This window comes from Desulfovibrio gilichinskyi (assembly GCF_900177375.1).
Classification (GTDB): Bacteria; Desulfobacterota; Desulfovibrionia; order Desulfovibrionales; family Desulfovibrionaceae; genus Maridesulfovibrio; species Maridesulfovibrio gilichinskyi.
Genome location: NZ_FWZU01000002.1, coordinates 622,954 through 642,235 on the forward strand (window position 1 = coordinate 622,954; position 19,282 = coordinate 642,235).

The window sequence follows — 19,282 nt, forward strand, 5'->3', positions numbered from 1 at the left end:
ACCGTGGAAAATCTGACTAACGAATGCCTGATCTCTATAGATAAAATATTAGATGATGAAAGTATCGAGGTTTATTTTCAACCCATACTTTCTCTGGAGTCTAAAGGTATTATCGGTTTCGAAGCCTTTTCACGTGGAGTTAATGAGGCGGGGAAAACAATTGTTGAACCGGTATGCATGTTTAGTTCTTCGCTACCGCCGGAAACGCAACTTAAAGTTGAAAAGTTGTGTGTGAACAATATTTTGAAGTCTTTTAAGAATATTCATCTAAAATATAAAAATATGATTCTTTTCTTGAACGTAAACAGCAATGTTTATAATCTGCCTGAAAATGAGAAACAGTATCCGTTTAAGACTCTGGAATCATATAATTTTAATCCCCGTACAATCGCATTTGAATTTGAAGTTTCTCAACTTGAAAAAAAAATACCTCTCAGCCTGATAGGTTCATTGCAGAAAAGCGGTTACAGAATTTCTCTTGATAACACCCGTGTAAGTTTAGCTGGATTAGAAGTTGTTTTTAAAATCCGCCCGGATTTTGTTAAGCTTGATAGGTTTTTTTTCGGGGGAATTGATAAATCAAATCATAAGAAAAACATGGTCAGGGCTGCATCTCTTATTTTTGAACAGGCAGGTGCGATGCCTGTTGCCAAGGGTGTTGAAACAGAAGCGGAAGCTCTCGCTCTGGCAGAATCAGGTTTTTATCTTCAGCAGGGTTTTTTTTATGCAAATGACAGTAATGGTGAAAACGGTTCCGCAAGTTTCAGTGATAAAATAGCAAAGCTGAATTCTGATTTCAGAGCTGTTAATATTGCAAAGTTTGATGAATCCCGTGAAAGATTCGCCCATTTTCATCTTGTCTTAAAAGGTACAGTGTCAAAACTGCAACAAGAAGAACTTTCAGGTCTGAATAATATTCTTAAAGAATTGGTAAAAAAAGAGCGGGATATTGTATCAGTTTTTGTTTTAGATGCTTCCGGCAAGCAGGTTTCGCAGCGTTTTGTAGGCAGATCAGGAGATCTTATAGGGCGGACTGTGGAAATGTCCGTTACCGGTAGTGACCACAGCCATGAAGATTATTTCATGTATTTAAATTCAGGGCTGGAGAAAGTTGCCGGAATTAAGCAAATTTCTGCGTTCTGCCGTGAAGATTCGAGATATATTGCAGGATTTTTTTACAGAGATGACGGGAGGCGGGGATTAATCATGGTCCTAGAGTATCTGGATAAATCCCAAAAAGATGATTAATTTTTAACAGCAAGAGACAGTATTCTGTTTCTCTGCCGCTTTTCCTGAAATTTTTTGAAGGCTTCAATTGATTTAATGATCCCTATTACTTTGTTTTCGCTGTCTATAACTGGAAGGAAAGATACTCCTGTCCTTTCAAAAAGCATCAAAGCTTCTTTTAAATTAGAGTTCTGTGGAACTGATACAATTGTTCTGTTCATGATGGAATCGACAATTGCAGGAAGTTCCTTCAGGTAATTTTGATCTTTAAAGTACGGGCGCATGTCTCTAAGCGTTAGAATTCCTTCTATCTTTTTATCATCGTTTAATACCGGAAAGTGAGGAAAAGGCGAACTGAGGACCATTTCCATTGCTTTGCTCAGTGGATCAGACATCTTCAAAGTGTCAAAATCTGTTTCCATTACTTCGGTAATTGCGACATTTACTAAAACAGATTCATCATGACCTCTGATAATGTTCACTCCCTGACGCAGTAGTTTGGCTTCGTAAATTGAATATCCGTTAAGCATCCTGACAACCAGTGTGCTTGTCATACATCCGACCATCATGGGTAGGATAATTTTGTATGAGTAGGTAAGTTCGAAAACGGTTAAGACGGCGGTTATAGGGGCAAGAGTCGTTCCTGCAACGACGGTTCCCATTCCGACCAAAGCATATTGACTGTGTGTAAGGGCCAGGCTCGGGAAAAGCATATTTAGTCCAGTGCTGACGGATATGCCTAAAGTTGCCCCCAGAACGAGCGAGGGAGCAAAAATGCCTCCGCTCATACCCGATCCAAGGCAAAGCGATGTCGCAACCATTTTAGCAGCAAGCAGGAGCAGAGCAAGGTCAAGCGGCAATACTCCGGTGAGGCTCAGGTTTACGGTTTCGTAGCCGACTCCCAATACTCCAGGGATTTTCAGCGCAATTAAACCGAGAATGAGTCCGCCGATTCCAGGTTTAATCCAGTCTTTAATCGGAATCTTATCGAATATGTTTTCTGTGGTTCGGATCATTGCTATAAATGCGAGTGAAACGAACCCTGCAAGAATTCCCAGTATGAAAAAAATGATCAGTTCTTCGAAGTTGTTGAAAGTGAAGTGTGGTGCATCGAAGGTCGGAAAGTCACCCCAGAAGAATTTTGAAAGAGCTGACGCTGTGACAGATGCCACGATTATGTGGCTGATATAAGATATTTCGGTGTCCAGCAGAAGAATTTCGATCGCGAAGAGGGTACCTGTCAGCGGTGCATTGAATGTAGCAGAAATTCCGGCGGCGGCTCCCGCTGCCACGCAGACAGGAAGCATGCTTTTATCCAGCTTGAAAATTCTGGAGACGGAGGATCCGAGTGATGCCCCTATCTGAACGATTGGACCTTCACGGCCGACTGAGGCTCCGCACCCGATCAAAAGGCTTGTAACGAGTGCTTTTAAAAAGGTGATTCTGTGTCTGATTACGCCGCCGCGAACGGCAATAGCCTTGATAACTTCCGGAACTCCGGGGCCTTTTGCCTCAGGAGCCCAGTTGGTGATGATCACTCCGGCAGCAAGTCCTCCGGCGCAGGGTAGCAGAAGAACCAGCCACCAAGGTGAGTTGGCGGCACTTTCAAGAAAATCGGAACCTTTAGTCCAGAAAGCTGATTGAAAAATCTCTATCAGCCATCTGAAAAAAAAGGCCCCCAATGCTGCCGCAAGACCGATGACAACGGAAAAAGTCATTAGCAATAAGTATTGAGTCCTGGGACTTTCTAATTTTGAATCAGACTTTTTTCCGGTGCTGTCCGGCTCGCTGCTGCCAGGCCCGTAGCTTGACGCCATGGTAAATTAATTTCCAAGAACTCTATTTTTGGATAAGAGCGATTGCTCTTTTAGCAAGCTGTGTTACTTCCGGTTTTGATATCTGATCATCCGCTCCGACTGATTCCCCTTTGTGGCGAAGCTTGTCGGTAATAATAGAGGAGAAAAGGATAACAGGCAGTTCTTTGAGAACAGGATCAGCTTTTATGCGTACAGTGAGGTTATGCCCATCCATGACCGGCATTTCAATATCTGAAATTACGACGTTTATATAGTCTTTGATAGGTCGCTTATCTTCAAGTGACATCTTTTTCAGTTGCAGAAGTTTTTCCCAGCATTCACGTCCGGTATTAGCTGTCTCAACCAGAAATTTGGCTCTGGTCATAAGTTCATAAAGCATTTCACGGATAAGAGTGGAGTCGTCGGCGATGAGTGCTTTATAACCACCGGTAACTTCCCAGTCTACGGAATCATCAAGCTGGAGGCCAAGTGCCGGGTTAAGCTCTGCAACGATTTTTTCAAGATCAAGGATAAGAGAGATACGATCTTCAAATTTAACAACACCTGTGATTGAGTCCTGTGAAAGAGAAGATACATATGCTGAAGGAGCTTCAACTTTTTCCCAGCTTATTCTGTGAATTCTGGTTACACCGGAAACAAGGAAAGCAGAAGAAACGTTATTGAACTCTGTAACAATAACTTTGGGAGGCTCGGTTTCAACACGTTCCTTGTTAAGCCAAAAGCTTAAGTCAACAAGCGGGATAACTTTGTTGCGAAGATTGAATGTACCCATAATTGACGGGTGTGCTACTTTCGGCAGGTGAGTGACCTTTTCAGGCATTCTTATAATTTCGAGTACTTTTGCTACGTTTACACCGTAAAATCCGTGGTAGTTTTCTTCCCCGTCTTCCTGTGGTGCTTCTTCAAGCCAGAACTCAACGATTTCAAGCTCGTTCGTACCTGCTTCAAGTAAAATATCGGTCTGGGATGACATAGTGGTCTCCGGTAATGGTCTGGTCAATTGTATGATTTCAAAATATATATTACCCTTAGAAGAGACAAATCGTCAACACAGGGTAAATAAAAAAACAAATTAATTTAAAAAAAACTATTCGTCTACTAGCTTTGATATTTTCCGGACAGTTTCAAGAAGTTCTTCCCAGTTCTGGCATGTTGAAATGCTGCCGCGAACCGCTCTGATTCCGTTTTTACCTTTTGCATATCTTGGCAGCATGGATCTGATTTTTCGGAAAGAACCGTTGCTCCTGTCAAATTCACGACTGGAGAGAATATGTTCTTCCATTGTTTTGCCTAAATCGAAGTCAGGCAGAGATTCACAGTTAGGTTCGTCAATAAGTTTTAGGTATCGTGAGAAAATTGCAGGATCATATAAGGCACCGCGCGCAAACATAATTCCGTCAATTCCTGTCTGCCTGATACATTCTATGCCGTCTTCCGCTGTAAACAAGTCACCGCTTCCGATTACCGGTATTGATACATGCTTTTTTAGAATGGCCAGCTTTGACCAGTCAGCTGTGCCTGAAAACATCTGTTTGGCATATCTCGGGTGGAGAGTGATCCAGCCTATGCCGACATCTTCAAGCCTTCTTGCCACTTCAAGGTAATTATCTTCACCGGACATGAACCCCAGCCTTATTTTAACTCCTACGCGGCCTTCTCCTGCAACTTTGACCATGTTGGCTGCCGTTTGTACAAGTCTGTCCGGTTCAAGCAGCAGGGCGGATCCTCCGCCAGCTTTAAGTACTTTTTTAACAGGGCATCCTGAGTTTAAATCGAAAAAAGTATGGCCCTGTTCTACAAGATCAGGCATTGTATCTAAATAGTCTTGAGGATCACCTCCGAAAAGCTGGACCACAAGAGGATTGTCTTCCTGACAGGTTGCAAGAAGAGATTTTGTTCCGTTACCGTTGTATTTAAGACCTTTAACGCTGATCATCTCAGTGCAGGCTACTGAACAGCCCCGTTTTCTACATAACATACGAAAGGGGAGGTCGGAATATCCTGCCAAAGGGGCAAGCCAAGGTTTTTTGGGATGTATAGAAAGTAAATTCATATAGTTATACCTGAAATAAAAAAGTGTTTGAGTGGTTGTAAAACAATTTTAGCAAGCGGGGATGGAATACACCAAAAGGGTGTAAAGTCAATGTTTACGTGCCCTGCAGAGGTATGTAGCTGAGAAGGCACTAAAAAAAATATTAAAAAATAAAAAAAAGGTGTTGACTTCTATACCGATTTCCATTTAAACCCCGCTTCGTTGCTTCGGCAAAACACAGTTCATTCAAATTTTTCACTTTGCACTTCGAAGAAAAAAACTTTCACCTCGGTGAAAAAAAGATTCAGAAAAAGCTTGCAATCTCGAAAAAGAACTTGTAGTAAAGTCGACCTTAGTGCTGGCGTAGCTCAATTGGTAGAGCAGCTGATTTGTAATCAGCAGGTTGCGGGTTCAAGTCCCATCGCCAGCTCCAGAAGTAACAGTTTTAAAATATAGTGGTGGGGTTCCCGAGTGGCCAAAGGGAACAGACTGTAAATCTGTCGGCATCGCCTTCGGAGGTTCAAATCCTCCCCCCACCACCACATTTGATAATCGCGCTGTAGGAGACAGGGAGACCTGTTGTGTAACTACGGACAAAGAGCGGGAATAGCTCAACGGCTAGAGCATCAGCCTTCCAAGCTGAGGGTTGCGAGTTCGAATCTCGTTTCCCGCTCCATTTCTGAATTTACCTCCCATAGTCCACCTGCGCGTTTAATCGATGCCCACGTAGCTCAGTCGGTAGAGCACTTCCTTGGTAAGGAAGAGGTCTCCGGTTCAAGTCCGGACGTGGGCTCCATACATTTATTTAATGACCTTTGAACGCTTTAAATCAGCACGAAGCTGAAAGAAAATTTAGGGGGATTTATCATGGGAAAAGCTAAATTCGAACGGAAGAAGCCTCATGTTAATATCGGTACCATCGGTCACATTGACCATGGTAAGACTACTTTGACCGCTGCTATCACTAAGATGGCTGGTCTTGCAGGAAACGGCAAATACGTCGCATTTGACGAAATTGACAAAGCTCCTGAAGAAAAAGAACGCGGTATCACAATTGCTACTGCTCACGTAGAATACGAAACTGCTAATCGTCACTACGCACACGTTGACTGTCCTGGTCATGCTGACTACATCAAGAATATGATTACTGGTGCAGCACAGATGGACGGAGCAATCCTTGTTGTTGCAGCAACTGACGGTCCTATGCCTCAGACTCGTGAGCACATCCTGCTTGCTCGTCAGGTTGGCGTACCTTTCGTTGTTGTTTTCATGAACAAGTGCGACATGGTTGACGACGAAGAGTTGCTTGAACTCGTAGAAATGGAAGTTCGCGAACTTCTTTCTGCTTACGAATTCCCTGGTGATGACCTTCCAGTTATCAGAGGTTCAGCTCTTAAAGCTCTCGAATGTGAAGACATCAAAAGCGACGAAGCAAAGCCTATCTTTGAACTTCTCGAAGCTTGCGACACATACATTGAAGAGCCAGTACGTGACATCGATAAACCTTTCCTTATGCCAATCGAAGATGTTTTCTCTATCTCCGGCCGTGGTACTGTTGTTACCGGTCGTGTAGAACGCGGAATCATTAAAGTCGGTGGAGAAGTCGAAATCGTTGGTATTAAACCAACTGTTAAGACCACTTGTACCGGTGTTGAAATGTTCCGTAAACTCCTCGATCAGGGTCAGGCTGGCGACAACGTTGGTGTACTCCTTCGTGGTACCAAGCGTGAAGACGTTGAACGCGGACAGGTTCTTGCTGCTCCTGGTTCAATTCACCCACACACAAAATTCAAAGCTGAAGTCTATATCCTCAATAAAGATGAAGGTGGACGTCATACTCCATTTTTCTCCGGATACCGTCCTCAGTTCTACTTCCGTACTACCGATATCACTGGTATCGTAACACTGGAAGATGGCGTAGAAATGGTAATGCCTGGTGATAATGCAACATTTAATGTTGAAATGATTCACCCGATTGGTATGGATCCAGGACTGCGTTTTGCTATCCGTGAAGGCGGCCGTACTGTTGGAGCTGGTGTTGTAACTGAGATTCTGGAGTAAGACATGCGTGTCAAAGTTCTGATGCAGTGCACCGAGTGTAAACGTCGTAACTATTCGACGATGAAGAATAAAAAGAACACTACTGGTCGTATTGAATTGAATAAGTATTGCCCTTTTGATAAGAAGCATACTCTTCATAAAGAAACCAAGTAGATTCTATAAAAACGCAGGCCAGTAGTTCCAACGGCTAGAACGCCGGTCTCCAAAACCGGATGCTGGGGGTTCGAATCCCTCCTGGCCTGCCACTTCATTTTGGGAATCAATATGGCCAAGAAAAAAATTAAAAGTGCGGGATCTCAGCAGACCAACGTGGAACCTCAGGGGATGAGTGCTAAATTCAAAGAATTTGGCGAATTCCTAGAGCAGTCGAAGGTCGAGATGAAGAAGGTCATATGGCCTACTCAGAAAGAGACTATTCAGACCTGTACCGCTGTCTTGGTCCTTGTCGTAGTCATGTCGATATTTCTGGGTGTTGTTGACCTTGGCCTCTCCAAATTTGTTGAGGCTATATTATCTTAAATCAACCCAAACAACAGAAAGCCTCATGAACGAAGACGCTGAAAAACCTCAGGGAAGGAAAGCCCGTTGGTATATAGTTCATACTTATTCAGGTTATGAACAACGGGTTGAGCAAACTGTCCGTGAAATGATGAGAATTGGTCAGGATAATGGACTGATCGAAGAAGTCGTTGTTCCCACGGAAAAAGTAGTCGAATTGGTAAAAGGGGAAAAAAGAACGTCTACTCGGAAATTTTATCCGGGTTACGTCATGATCAAAATGATCATGGAAGATGAGTCCTGGCATCTCATCCAATCTATCCCTCGTGTAACTGGATTCATCGGTGGTAAAAACCGTCCGACTCCAATGCGTGACAGTGAAGCGGCTAAAATCCTGAGCCTGATGGAAGACCGTCAGGAACAGCCGAGACCTAAGTTCAACTTTGACCGGGGCGATGACGTCCGGGTTATTGACGGACCTTTCAGCGGTTTCAACGGCCTCGTAGAGGATGTCAACTACGATAAAGGTAAGCTTCGCGTGTCAGTTTCCATTTTCGGCCGCCAGACTCCGGTGGAACTGGACTTTGTTCAGGTTACCAAAGGGTAATTCAGACTGCACTGCATTTTATTCATTCCGACAGTGAGTACCCTCACTGAATTTTTATATAGGACATAAAGCGATGGCCAAGAAAGAAATAGGCAAAATTAAGCTTCAGATACCTGCTGGATCAGCAAATCCGTCCCCACCGGTCGGACCTGCGTTAGGTCAGCATGGCGTCAATATAATGGAATTCTGCAAAGCGTTTAACGCTAAAACGCAGGATCAAAAGGGCATGATCACTCCGGTCGTTATTACGGTCTATCATGACAGGTCCTTTTCCTTCATTACTAAGACTCCTCCGGCTTCCACATTATTGCTTAAAGCTGCAAAGCTGGCAAAAGGTTCCGGAGAGCCAAACAAGAACAAAGTCGGTACTGTTTCCAAAGCTCAGGTTGAAGAAATCGCCAAGCTTAAAGCACCCGATTTGACCGCTGCAAATACTGAAGCTGCTATGAATAGCATCATGGGCACCGCCCGCAGTATGGGCATTGACGTCACAGACTAGGTGAGGGGAATAGATCATGCCTAAGCACGGAAAAAATTACAGAAAAGCAACTGAAGGCGCAGAAGCTCGCGGTTTAACCGTTGAAGATGCTGTTAAGCTTGCAGTTGAAAAGGCATATGCCAAGTTCGACGAGACCGTTGATGTTGCCATCAACCTTGGAGTTGATCCTAAGTATTCCGATCAAATGATTCGTGGCGCAGTAACCCTGCCTAACGGTCTCGGTAAAGTTGTAAGAGTAGCTTGCTTTTGTAGCGGTGAAAAAGAAGCGGAAGCCAAAGCAGCCGGTGCCGATTTTGTCGGTGGCGATGATTTGGTTGAAAAAGTTAAAGACGGATGGCTTGATTTCGATAAAGCCATTGCTACACCTGATATGATGGCGAAAGTCGGTCTTATCGGTAGAGTACTCGGACCTCGCGGTTTGATGCCTAATGCTAAAACTGGAACCGTTACTTTTGATGTTGCTAAAGCAGTCACTGAAGTAAAAGCTGGACGCGTTGAATTCAAGGTTGATAAAGCCGGTGTTCTTCACGCTCCAATCGGAAAAGTTTCTTTCGGTGCTGAAAAGCTCCTTCAGAATCTTAAATCACTTCTTGACACTGTCAATAAGCTTAAACCTACATCCGCTAAAGGAACATACATGAAAGCAGTTGCTGTTGCGACTACCATGGGTCCTGGATTTAGAGTTGATCCTTTGGCAGCTAGAAAGTACGTAGAGTCCTAAATCATCAAGTGCCGCCTCTGGCGGCTTTTGATGTTTAAATACACGGGAAGTTTAGTCGAAGAAAGCAGGAGGGATGGTCCCTTAATATCCTGCCGAGACATTACTTTGACTTGCTTTCCGGGTCAAATCATTAGGAGTGTTAAGGTGAAAAGGCAAGAAAAAGCCCAGATTATTGAGCAGCTCACTAAAGTAGCTGAAAGGGCGAGCATTGCCATCGTTACTGACTTTAAGGGTATTGATGCTGAAGAACTTACTGCTCTTCGTACAAAACTCAGAGAAGTCGGTGTCGATTGCCAAGTCGTTAAGAACACTCTGGCCCGGTTGGCGTTTGAGGGTACCACTCATGGTATTCTGGCCGATAAATTCAAGGAAAGCTGTGCAGTTGTAACCGGATATACTGATCCTGTTGCAGCAGCTAAAGCAGTTGCAGATTTCGCTAAGGGAAGTAAAAAATTCTCCATGCGTTTTGCCAGCCTTGAGGGTAAGTATCTTGACGATAAAGGCATTGAGGCGCTCTCCAAGCTTCCAAGCAAGGACGAGCTCTTAGGCATGGCTCTTGGCACACTGAATGCTGTGCCGACCAATTTTGTGAGAGTTCTCGCAAATGTACCTCGCGGACTTCTGAATGTTCTTACTGCTGTTAAGGACCAGAAGGAAGCTGCATAACCGCCAAGTCAAGGCAATTCAAAGAATCCCAGGAGGAAATTTCCATGTCAGATATTACTAAAGATCAGGTTGTAGATTTTATTTCCAACATGACCGTTCTCGAACTCTCTGAGTTCATCAAAGAACTTGAAGAAAAATTCGGTGTTTCTGCTGCAGCTCCTGTAGCAGCATTCGCAGCAGCTCCTGCTGGCGCTGACGCTGGTGCAGCTGCTGAAGAACAGACAGAATTCGACGTAATCCTTAAGGCTGCAGGCGGAAACAAAATTGCTGTTATCAAAGCAGTTCGCGCTCTCACAGGCCTCGGTCTGAAAGAAGCAAAAGCTAAAGTTGATGAAGCTCCTGCAACTATCAAAGAAGGCGTAGAAAAAGCAGAAGCAGAAGAAGCTCTTAAGCAGCTTACTGAAGCCGGTGCTGACGCTGAAATGAAATAGCTCAAGCAAATTCATTGTCAATGCAAGAGGAGCGCAAGCCCCCGCACGGGGTTGCGCTCTTCTCGCTGTTAAAAAGATTGACAAAATTGCCTGATCAATTATTTAGAATAGATTCGGAATGGCGCAGCTGGATCTTTATTGCGCAATCTAAATAGTTACAAATTTCTCGTTGAAGGCAAAATTGTTCTGCCGTACTATGTTAGTCTTGCACTTTTTGACGTTCCAATGATTGATTATTGGTTGATATTCGTCAAATCGCTTCTTCCCAACCCTAACCTTCTCACTTGATGAGGATACGATGGGTCAGCTCAGAAAAATATTTGGAAAGATCAAAGTCACTCTGCCGGTACCTCACCTGCTTGAATTGCAGGTTGATTCCTTTGTAAAGTTCCTTCAGGTCGGCGTAGCTCCGGCCAGTAGGGCAGACATTGGTTTAGAAGGGGTATTTCGTTCGGTTTTTCCTATTGAAGACTTCAATAAAACTGCAAGTCTTGAATATGTTAGCTACGATATCGGTGAACCTAAATACGATATGGATGAATGTATTGCTAAGGGACTTACTTATGAAGCCCCTATCCGTATCAAGGTCCGCCTCGTAGTCTTTGATGTTGATGAAGAATCCGCAAGCAGGACTATTCGCGACATTAAAGAGCAGGACATTTATTTCGGAACCGTACCGCTCATGAGTGAGCAGGGTACGTTTATCATAAACGGTACTGAACGCGTAATTGTTAACCAGTTACAACGTTCTCCCGGTATCATCTTCGAACATGATTCGGGAAAAACTCATACCAGCCGTAAAGTGCTCTATAGCTGCAGGGTTATCCCTATGCGCGGTTCATGGCTGGATTTTGATTTTGACCATAAAGACATCCTTTACGTTCGTATTGACAGACGCCGTAAAATGCCTGCGACTGTTCTTCTTAAAGCGATGGGACTATCTAAGCAGAATATTCTTGACCACTTCTACGAAGTCGAAGAATACAAGCTTGATAGGCATATTGCACGACGTAAAGTTGTAGAAAATCAGTACCGCAAAGAAATTGCATGGGTTGACCTCACGCTAGAAGATGGCACCGTCATCGTCGATCGTGATAAACCTATTACAAAATTCAGCTGGCGCAAGCTTATCCGCGGCGGAGTTGAGTATATAGAAGTTGACCCGAAATCAATCGTAGGTCAATTTGCTGCTCATGATATAACTGATCCGGATACTGGTGAAGTTATTGCTGAAGCCGCTGATGAAATTACTGAAGAAATCTTTGAAAGAATTCAGGAAGTCGGCCTCAAAGAAGTGAAAGTTCTCCTTACTATGGGGGCTGATACTTCTTCTTCATTGCGCGATACTCTCATGATGGACAAGACTACTGACGTTGAAAGTGCACAGATTGAAATCTATCGCAGACTACGTCCAAGTTCTCCTCCGACTGCAGAAATCGCAGCCAACTTCTTTGAAAACTTATTCCGCAGCGCGGATTATTATGACCTTTCAAGTGTTGGTCGTTATAAATTGAATGCTCGTCTGGATGTTGATACTCCTCTTGAGCTCAAGACTCTTACTAATGTTGATATTTTAAAAGCTGTTCTGTTGCTTTGTAAGCTTAAAGACAGTCATGGACCAGCTGATGATATTGATAACCTCGGCAACAGGCGTGTACGTCCTGTTGGTGAACTTGTCGAAAATCAGTACAGAATCGGTCTTGTCCGCATGGAAAGAGCTATCAAGGAGCGCATGAGCCTCCAGGAAGTAGCCACTTTGATGCCTCACGACCTGATCAATCCTAAACCTGTTGCAGCTGTTCTTAAAGAGTTCTTCGGTACTTCTCAGCTGTCACAGTTTATGGACCAGACAAATCCGCTTTCTGAAGTTACTCATAAACGCAGATTGTCGGCTCTCGGACCTGGCGGTCTTACCCGCGAACGTGCAGGCTTTGAAGTTCGTGACGTTCACGTAAGTCATTACGGCAGAATCTGCCCTATTGAAACTCCTGAAGGACCAAACATCGGTCTTATCGTTTCCTTGACGACTTATTCCAAGGTTAACGAATTCGGTTTCATTGAAAGTCCTTACCGGACAATCAAAGATTCCACTATGACTGATGAAATACTATATTATGATGCGACCAGAGAAGTCGGTCACGTAGTAGCACAGGCAAACGCACCTATTTCTGCTGAGGGCGCATTCGTTAATCCGCTTGTAACCTCACGCCTTAATGGTGATGTTTCCATGATGCCGCGTGAAGACGTAACCCTCATGGACATCAGCCCGAGTCAGACTGTATCAGTTTCAGCTGCACTTATTCCGTTTCTTGAGCATGATGACGCTAACCGCGCACTCATGGGATCGAACATGCAGCGTCAGGCTGTTCCACTCCTTAAGACAGCGCAGCCGCTTGTCGGAACAGGTATGGAAGCTAATGTTGCGCAGGACTCAGGTAGTTGTCTACTCGCAGAACAAGATGGATATATTGATTACGTTGATGCTGAGCGTCTCGTATTAAGATATGATGACGGGATTTATCCTGAAACAGGCGGCGTAAAACATTATGAGCTTCAGAAATGGCACAAGTCCAATCAGAACTCATGTTATGGTGCTCGCCCAAGACTTCAGGTCGGAACTCGTGTTACTAAAGGTGAAGTTCTTGCTGACGGACCTGGTATCAAAGACGGAGAGCTTGCTCTTGGTAAAAACCTGCTCGTAGCATTTATGCCATGGTGCGGTTACAACTTTGAAGATGCTATCCTGATTTCTGAACGTGTTGTTAAAGAAGATGTTTACACCTCAGTCCATATTGAGGAATTCGAACTCGTCGCACGTGATACCAAGCTTGGACCAGAAGAAGTTACCCGTGATATTCCTAACGTCAGTGAAGATATGCTCAGCAATCTTGACGAATGCGGTATCATCCGCCTTGGAGCTCGCATCACACCTGACGATATCCTCGTCGGTAAGATTACTCCTAAAGGCGAAACTCAGCTTACTCCAGAAGAAAAACTCCTTAGAGCTATCTTCGGGGATAAAGCGCGCGATGTTAAAAATACTTCTCTCAAAGTTCCACCGGGAATTGAGGGAACGGTAATTGACGTCAAAGTGTTTAACCGCAGATCCGGTGAGAAAGATGACCGTACAAGGGCCATCGAAGATTTCGAGCTTGCCAAGCATGATATGAAAGAAAGCAAGCATATCGATTCTCTCACAACTAAGACTCGCGAAAAAATATACGCGGTTGTTAGTAACAAGCAGATTAACCAGACTCTTATGGGACGCAGAAAGGGTGAAGTACTTGCAGAAGCAGGACACACAATCACTGATGCAATTCTTAGTGAGATTCCGCTTAAGAAGCTTGCCGGGCTGTTCTCAGATAAAGACACCAATGAAGCTGTTAAATTCCTTCTTGGTGAATATGATAAACAGATACGTGTTATTAAAGGTATTTATGACGTCAAACGTGAAAAAGTCACCGAAGGTGATGATTTACCTCCGGGCGTCATTAAAATGGTCAAAGTCTACATTGCGGTTAAGCGTAAACTTTCCGTAGGTGACAAAATGGCCGGTCGCCATGGTAACAAAGGTGTTGTTTCCCGTATTCTTCCAGAACAGGATATGCCGTTCTTTGCTGACGGTACTCCAATGGATATCGTACTTAATCCGCTTGGTGTTCCTTCTCGAATGAACATCGGTCAGATTATGGAAACACATCTTGGCTGGGCAGCTCTGGAACTCGGACATAAGTTCGCCAGAATGCTTGATGCCGGTGATGCTCTTGATCAGATTCGTAAAGAGGTCAAAAGCACCTTTGATTCAGAAGATGTTTTTGAACTTGTCGACAGCCTTGATGATGATGAATTCAAAGATGCTCTTAACAGAGCTCGCGAAGGAATTGTCACTAAAACTCCTGTCTTCGACGGTGCTACTGAAGAAGAGATCTGGGATCTGGTTGTTAAAACCGGAATCGCCGATGACGGTAAAGTCACCCTTTGGGATGGCCGTACCGGAGATCCTTTCCAGAACCGCGTAACTGTCGGGGTTATGTATATTCTCAAACTTCATCACTTAGTTGATGAAAAGATTCACGCCCGTTCAACCGGACCTTACTCGCTGGTTACTCAGCAGCCTCTTGGTGGTAAAGCTCAGTTTGGTGGACAGAGACTCGGGGAAATGGAAGTTTGGGCTCTTGAAGCATACGGCGCAGCCTATCTGCTTCAGGAATTCCTGACTGTCAAATCCGATGACGTTACCGGTCGTGTTAAGATGTATGAAAAAATCGTCAAAGGAGACAACTTCCTTGAAGCTGGACTCCCGGAATCATTTAACGTTTTGATCAAAGAGCTTATGTCTCTCGGTCTCGATGTCAAATTGCTTCAGGATGACGAAGAAGAAGAGGAAGAAGACTCTTCCGCTATAACTCAATAATGAGCGCGGGGCCGCAAGGCCCCCGCGACTAGATAAACCTTTTCACGAAAGGGGTATATTAATGAGTCTGGACGAATTGTTCACTATGCGTAGAACATCCGGAGCAGGCGACGCTGGGCGCAGCCTCAAAGGAATTCAGATTTCCATTGCTTCCCCCGAAAAGATCAGAGAATGGTCTTTCGGTGAAGTTAAGAAGCCCGAGACAATTAACTATAGAACTTTTAAGCCAGAAAGAGACGGTCTCTTTTGTGCGAAGATTTTCGGACCAGTTAAGGACTACGAGTGTAACTGCGGTAAGTATAAGCGCATGAAGCATCGCGGCATTGTCTGCGAAAAATGCGGTGTTGAAGTTATTGCTTCCAAGGTTAGACGTGAACGTATGGGGCATATTGAACTTGCAGCTCCTGTCGCTCATATCTGGTTCCTTAAGACACTTCCATCCAAGATCGGCACGCTTTTAGATATAACAATGGCTGACCTTGAAAAAGTTCTGTATTTCGATTCATATATAGTTCTTGAGCCTGGTGAAACACCTCTTAAGGCGCACCAGATTATTTCTGAAGATCAGTATTTTCAGGTTATAGATCATTATGGTGAAGATTCTATCAAAGTAGGAATGGGAGCTGAAACAATCAAAGCTCTGCTTGCAGAGATTGATATGCTCGCTCTACGTACTGAGTTGCGCGAAGAATCTTTGACTACACGTTCTCAGACTAAGAAAAAGAAAATCACTAAACGTCTTAAGATCGTTGAAGCTTTTCTCGAATCTGGAAACAATTGTCAGTGGATGATCATGGATGTAATTCCTGTCATTCCACCAGAGCTTCGTCCTCTTGTTCCGCTTGACGGCGGACGTTTTGCGACTTCTGATCTTAACGATCTGTATCGTCGTGTTATTAACAGAAACAATCGTCTTAAACGACTGATTGAACTCGGTGCTCCTGATATTATCATCCGTAATGAAAAAAGGATGCTTCAGGAATCTGTTGATGCTCTCTTTGATAACGGACGACGCGGCCGCGCAATTACCGGTACTAACGGTCGCCCTCTGAAATCTTTGTCTGACATGATTAAAGGTAAGCAGGGTCGTTTCCGTCAGAACCTTCTCGGTAAACGTGTCGACTATTCCGGACGTTCTGTTATCGTTGTTGGACCTTACCTTAAGCTCCATCAGTGCGGCTTGCCTAAGAAAATGGCTTTGGAACTTTTCAAACCGTTTATATATGCTGAGCTTGAACGCAGAGAGATTGCGACTACCATCAAAAGCGCGAAGAAAATGGTTGAGCGTGAAGATTTAGTTGTATGGGATATTCTTGACGACGTCGTTCGTGAATATCCTATTATGCTTAACCGTGCTCCGACTTTGCATAGACTAGGTATTCAGTCATTCGAACCTATTTTGATCGAAGGTAAAGCTATTCAGCTTCATCCGCTTGTATGTTCTGCATACAATGCTGACTTTGACGGTGACCAGATGGCAGTTCACGTGCCTCTTTCAGTAGAAGCACAGATTGAGTGTCGAGTTTTGATGATGTCATCAAACAACATTCTGTCACCTGCAAACGGACAGCCTATCATCAACCCAAGTCAGGATATTGTTCTCGGACTTTATTACCTGACAGTTGACCGTTCGTTTGCTAAAGGGGAAGGAATGATCTTCGCCGGACCTTGGGAAGTTATTACTGCCCTTGATGCCGGAGTTGTAAGCCTTCATGCCCGTATTAAAGTAAGAGTAGAAGGCAAAATCGTAGAGACTACCTGTGGTCGTATTATTGTTGGTGAACTTGTTCCTGAAGGCATGAGCTATGATCAGGTCAACATGGTTATGACCAAGAAAAATATTGCACGCCTTGTATCCGATGCTTACCGCACCGCAGGAAGTAAAGCTACAGTCATTCTTTGTGATAAGTTAAAAGACCTTGGTTATGAGTATGCAACAAGAGCCGCAATTACTATCGGCTTAAAAGACCTGACTATTCCTCAGAAGAAAGCCGGTTTGCTAGAAGCTGCTTATAATGAAGTTGAAAATATTGAAGCTCAGTACCGCGAAGGTATCATTACCCGTACTGAAAAATATAACAAAGTAGTCGACGTTTGGACTAAAGTTACTAATGACGTTTCAACAGAAATGACTAAAGAAATGTCTACCGATATCTTGGTTGATCCATTGACAGGAAAACAGGAGTCTAACTCCAGTTTCAATCCAGTCTTTATGATGGCTCATTCAGGTGCTAGAGGTAACCAGGACCAGATGAGGCAGCTTGCCGGTATGCGCGGTCTTATGGCCAAACCTTCCGGGGAAATTATTGAAACTCCGATTACTTCTTCATTCCGTGAAGGTCTGTCGGTTCTTCAGTACTTTATTTCTACTCACGGTGCTCGTAAAGGTCTCGCGGATACTGCACTTAAAACTGCAAACTCCGGTTATCTTACTCGTCGTCTTGTTGATGTTGTTCAGGATGTTACTGTTGCTGAGAATGATTGTAGAACAGTTGACGGTCTTGAGCTGACTCATTACATCAAAGGCGGTGAGATTAAGGAACGTCTCTCCGAAAAAGTACTTGGTCGTGTGACAATTTATCCTGTTGTCAAAGAAGGAACTGACGAAATATTAGTTCCATCAGATACTTTAATTGACGAACGTTATGCGAAACTTATTGACGAAAACGGCATCAACTCGATGATCGTTCGTTCACCTCTGACTTGTAGAAGCAAGCATGGTATATGCGCCATGTGTTACGGTCGTGACCTCGCAAGAGGACATATCGTCAACGTTGGTGAAACAGTCGGTATTATCGCAGCACAGTCAATCGGTGAGCCTGGAACCCAGCTCACAATGCGTACCTTCCATATTGGTGGTACTGCAAGCCGTGAAATTGAACAGTCATCTTTAGAAGCCCAGCATAACGGTATAATTGTACTTAACCGTATGCGCTCTGTCCGCAATGCTGAAGGACATCAGATGGTCCTTGGTAAGAGTTGCCAGGTTGCTGTTGTGGATGAGCAGGGTAGAGAACGTGAAAAATACGTTCTGCCTCTAGGTGCTAAACTTTACGTGGAAGACGGGCAGTCGGTTACCCATAATACGGTTTTGGCCGAATGGGATCCGCTTGCAGAACCGTTTATCACAGATGTTGCAGGTACGGTTAAATTTACCGACTTAGTTGAAGGTAAAACATTCCAGGAACGAGTCGATGAAGCTACTAACAGAGCTACATATACCATCACGGAATATCGTACTACGAACTTCAAACCATCAATGTCTATTTGCGGAGAAGACGGAGAGCCATTGACTCGTCCAGGGTCAACTTTGAAGGCTACTTATCCTTTGCCTGTAGGTGCTATTTTGATGGTAAAAGACGGTGACACAGTTACCGCCGGTGAAGTGCTCGCACGTAAACTTCGCGAAACTTCGAAGACCAAAGATATTGTTGGTGGTCTTCCACGTGTTGCGGAGCTCTTTGAAGTGCGCAAACCAAAGGAACTTGGAATCATTACGGAGATTGATGGTGTGGTCTCCTACGGACCCGAATCCAAAGGCAAGCGCAAAATTATTGTTAGCCCAGAAGTCGGAGTTACCAAGGAATACTTGGTTCCAAAGGGTCGTCATATCACTGTTCAGGAAGGAGACTTCGTTGAAGCAGGCGATTTGATGACTGAAGGACTTCCAGAACTTCATGACATCTTGAAAGTTAAAGGCGAGAAATATCTCGCACGTTTCTTGGTGGAAGAAATTCAGGACGTTTACCGCTTCCAGGGTGTTGGAATTAACGATAAGCATATCGAAGTTATTGTCCGCCAGATGCTCAAGAAAGTTTCCATCGTTGATCCCGGTGAAACACATTTTCTTGTTGCAGAACAGGTAGATAAACAGCGGTTCATGGAGAAAAATGAGGAAGCAGTCAGAAACGGGCTTAAGCCTGCTACTGCGCAGACCCATGTTCTCGGAATTACTCAAGCTTCGCTTTCAACTGCGTCATTTATTTCTGCTGCATCATTCCAGGAAACGACAAAGGTTCTTACCGAGTCATCCCTGCGCGGCAAGAAAGACTATTTGCGCGGTCTGAAAGAGAATGTTATCGTTGGACGCTTGATCCCTGCCGGAACAGGCTTCCGCAGATATGCACAAACTGCTGTGATCGTTCCGGATCAACCAGAGCGTGCCGATAAGTTTCTTGAGGAATTGGAAGACGAGCCGTTGCTCATTAATGAAAGATAATGCTCGCGCCAGTACGCAGTTGAACACAATTTTAAAACAGGTCGTTGCAGCCTGATTTTATCTTGATTCTTATTTAGACTTGATTTGTTC

Annotated in this window: 14 protein-coding genes and 5 tRNA genes; 16 read left to right on the forward strand and 3 right to left on the reverse strand. The window is 44.2% G+C overall.

Going from position 1 to position 19,282, the window contains the following annotated elements; all coding sequences use genetic code 11:
* Positions 1–3: 3 nt before the first annotated feature.
* Positions 4–1,248 (forward strand): EAL domain-containing protein, encoded by a 1,245-nt coding sequence (locus B9N78_RS07735; RefSeq protein ID WP_085100801.1) that lies wholly within the window; start codon positions 4–6, stop codon positions 1,246–1,248.
* On the opposite strand, the gene B9N78_RS07740 is transcribed toward B9N78_RS07735, so the two are convergent.
* From B9N78_RS07740 to B9N78_RS07750, 3 genes are all read right to left on the reverse strand, one after another.
* Positions 1,245–3,044: a chloride channel protein gene (locus B9N78_RS07740; RefSeq protein WP_085100804.1), complete on the reverse strand. Its 1,800-nt coding sequence runs from the start codon at positions 3,042–3,044 to the stop codon at positions 1,245–1,247. The two genes, B9N78_RS07735 and B9N78_RS07740, sit on opposite strands and share 4 nt — an antisense overlap.
* 22 nt (positions 3,045–3,066) lie before the next feature.
* Positions 3,067–4,017, reverse strand: a complete 951-nt coding sequence (locus B9N78_RS07745) for a chemotaxis protein (protein WP_085100807.1) — start codon at positions 4,015–4,017, stop codon at positions 3,067–3,069.
* Between the two features lie 114 nt (positions 4,018–4,131).
* On the reverse strand, positions 4,132–5,097 hold the full coding sequence (locus tag B9N78_RS07750; protein ID WP_085100810.1) for a tRNA dihydrouridine synthase: 966 nt from the start codon (positions 5,095–5,097) through the stop codon (positions 4,132–4,134).
* Between the two features lie 336 nt (positions 5,098–5,433).
* Between B9N78_RS07750 and B9N78_RS07755 the strand changes: the two genes are divergently transcribed.
* The 15 genes from B9N78_RS07755 (at position 5,434) to rpoC (ending at position 19,192) form a co-directional block, all read left to right on the forward strand.
* Positions 5,434–5,509 (forward strand) — tRNA-Thr (locus tag B9N78_RS07755).
* 24 nt (positions 5,510–5,533) lie between these two features.
* A tRNA-Tyr gene (locus B9N78_RS07760) sits at positions 5,534–5,618 on the forward strand.
* Positions 5,619–5,676: 58 nt separating this feature from the next.
* Positions 5,677–5,752 (forward strand) — tRNA-Gly (locus B9N78_RS07765).
* A gap of 44 nt (positions 5,753–5,796) precedes the next feature.
* Positions 5,797–5,872 (forward strand) — tRNA-Thr (locus B9N78_RS07770).
* A gap of 71 nt (positions 5,873–5,943) precedes the next feature.
* Entirely contained in the window at positions 5,944–7,137 is a 1,194-nt protein-coding gene (gene tuf / locus B9N78_RS07775) for an elongation factor Tu (RefSeq protein WP_085100812.1), read from the forward strand.
* 3 nt (positions 7,138–7,140) lie between these two features.
* Entirely contained in the window at positions 7,141–7,290 is a 150-nt protein-coding gene (gene rpmG / locus B9N78_RS07780; RefSeq protein ID WP_031479713.1) for a 50S ribosomal protein L33, read from the forward strand.
* Positions 7,291–7,305: 15 nt separating this feature from the next.
* A tRNA-Trp gene (locus B9N78_RS07785) sits at positions 7,306–7,382 on the forward strand.
* Positions 7,383–7,461: 79 nt separating this feature from the next.
* The gene (secE, locus tag B9N78_RS07790) at positions 7,462–7,656 is read left to right on the forward strand and encodes a preprotein translocase subunit SecE (protein WP_342743608.1); all 195 of its coding nucleotides are present in this window, start codon (positions 7,462–7,464) and stop codon (positions 7,654–7,656) included.
* 25 nt (positions 7,657–7,681) lie between these two features.
* Complete coding sequence (gene nusG / locus B9N78_RS07795) at positions 7,682–8,242, forward strand: transcription termination/antitermination protein NusG (protein WP_085100818.1); 561 nt, start codon at positions 7,682–7,684, stop codon at positions 8,240–8,242.
* A gap of 73 nt (positions 8,243–8,315) precedes the next feature.
* Positions 8,316–8,741 (forward strand): 50S ribosomal protein L11, encoded by a 426-nt coding sequence (gene rplK, locus B9N78_RS07800; protein WP_085100821.1) that lies wholly within the window; start codon positions 8,316–8,318, stop codon positions 8,739–8,741.
* A 16-nt stretch (positions 8,742–8,757) separates the two neighbouring features.
* Positions 8,758–9,462 (forward strand): 50S ribosomal protein L1, encoded by a 705-nt coding sequence (gene rplA, locus B9N78_RS07805; RefSeq protein ID WP_085100825.1) that lies wholly within the window; start codon positions 8,758–8,760, stop codon positions 9,460–9,462.
* A gap of 144 nt (positions 9,463–9,606) precedes the next feature.
* The gene (gene rplJ, locus B9N78_RS07810; protein ID WP_085100828.1) at positions 9,607–10,128 is read left to right on the forward strand and encodes a 50S ribosomal protein L10; all 522 of its coding nucleotides are present in this window, start codon (positions 9,607–9,609) and stop codon (positions 10,126–10,128) included.
* A 44-nt stretch (positions 10,129–10,172) separates the two neighbouring features.
* Positions 10,173–10,559, forward strand: coding sequence for a 50S ribosomal protein L7/L12 (gene rplL, locus B9N78_RS07815; RefSeq protein ID WP_085100831.1), 387 nt, complete (start codon positions 10,173–10,175; stop codon positions 10,557–10,559).
* Positions 10,560–10,857: 298 nt separating this feature from the next.
* Positions 10,858–14,973 carry a DNA-directed RNA polymerase subunit beta gene (rpoB, locus tag B9N78_RS07820; RefSeq protein ID WP_085100834.1) on the forward strand — a complete coding sequence of 1,372 codons (4,116 nt, stop codon included), beginning with the start codon at positions 10,858–10,860 and terminating at the stop codon, positions 14,971–14,973.
* Positions 14,974–15,058: 85 nt separating this feature from the next.
* Positions 15,059–19,192, forward strand: coding sequence for a DNA-directed RNA polymerase subunit beta' (gene rpoC / locus B9N78_RS07825; RefSeq protein WP_425429858.1), 4,134 nt, complete (start codon positions 15,059–15,061; stop codon positions 19,190–19,192).
* Positions 19,193–19,282 lie beyond the last annotated feature (90 nt).

Coding starts and splice junctions, on each gene's coding strand:
- B9N78_RS07740 (WP_085100804.1), bottom strand. CDS start 3,044: ATGGCGTCAAGCTACGGGCCTGGCAGCAGCGAGCCGGACAGCACCGGA.
- B9N78_RS07745 (WP_085100807.1), bottom strand. CDS start 4,017: ATGTCATCCCAGACCGATATTTTACTTGAAGCAGGTACGAACGAGCTT.
- B9N78_RS07750 (WP_085100810.1), bottom strand. CDS start 5,097: ATGAATTTACTTTCTATACATCCCAAAAAACCTTGGCTTGCCCCTTTG.
- tuf (WP_085100812.1), top strand. CDS start 5,944: ATGGGAAAAGCTAAATTCGAACGGAAGAAGCCTCATGTTAATATCGGT.
- rpmG (WP_031479713.1), top strand. CDS start 7,141: ATGCGTGTCAAAGTTCTGATGCAGTGCACCGAGTGTAAACGTCGTAAC.
- secE (WP_342743608.1), top strand. CDS start 7,462: ATGAGTGCTAAATTCAAAGAATTTGGCGAATTCCTAGAGCAGTCGAAG.
- nusG (WP_085100818.1), top strand. CDS start 7,682: ATGAACGAAGACGCTGAAAAACCTCAGGGAAGGAAAGCCCGTTGGTAT.
- rplK (WP_085100821.1), top strand. CDS start 8,316: ATGGCCAAGAAAGAAATAGGCAAAATTAAGCTTCAGATACCTGCTGGA.
- rplA (WP_085100825.1), top strand. CDS start 8,758: ATGCCTAAGCACGGAAAAAATTACAGAAAAGCAACTGAAGGCGCAGAA.
- rplL (WP_085100831.1), top strand. CDS start 10,173: ATGTCAGATATTACTAAAGATCAGGTTGTAGATTTTATTTCCAACATG.
- rpoB (WP_085100834.1), top strand. CDS start 10,858: ATGGGTCAGCTCAGAAAAATATTTGGAAAGATCAAAGTCACTCTGCCG.
- rpoC (WP_425429858.1), top strand. CDS start 15,059: ATGCGTAGAACATCCGGAGCAGGCGACGCTGGGCGCAGCCTCAAAGGA.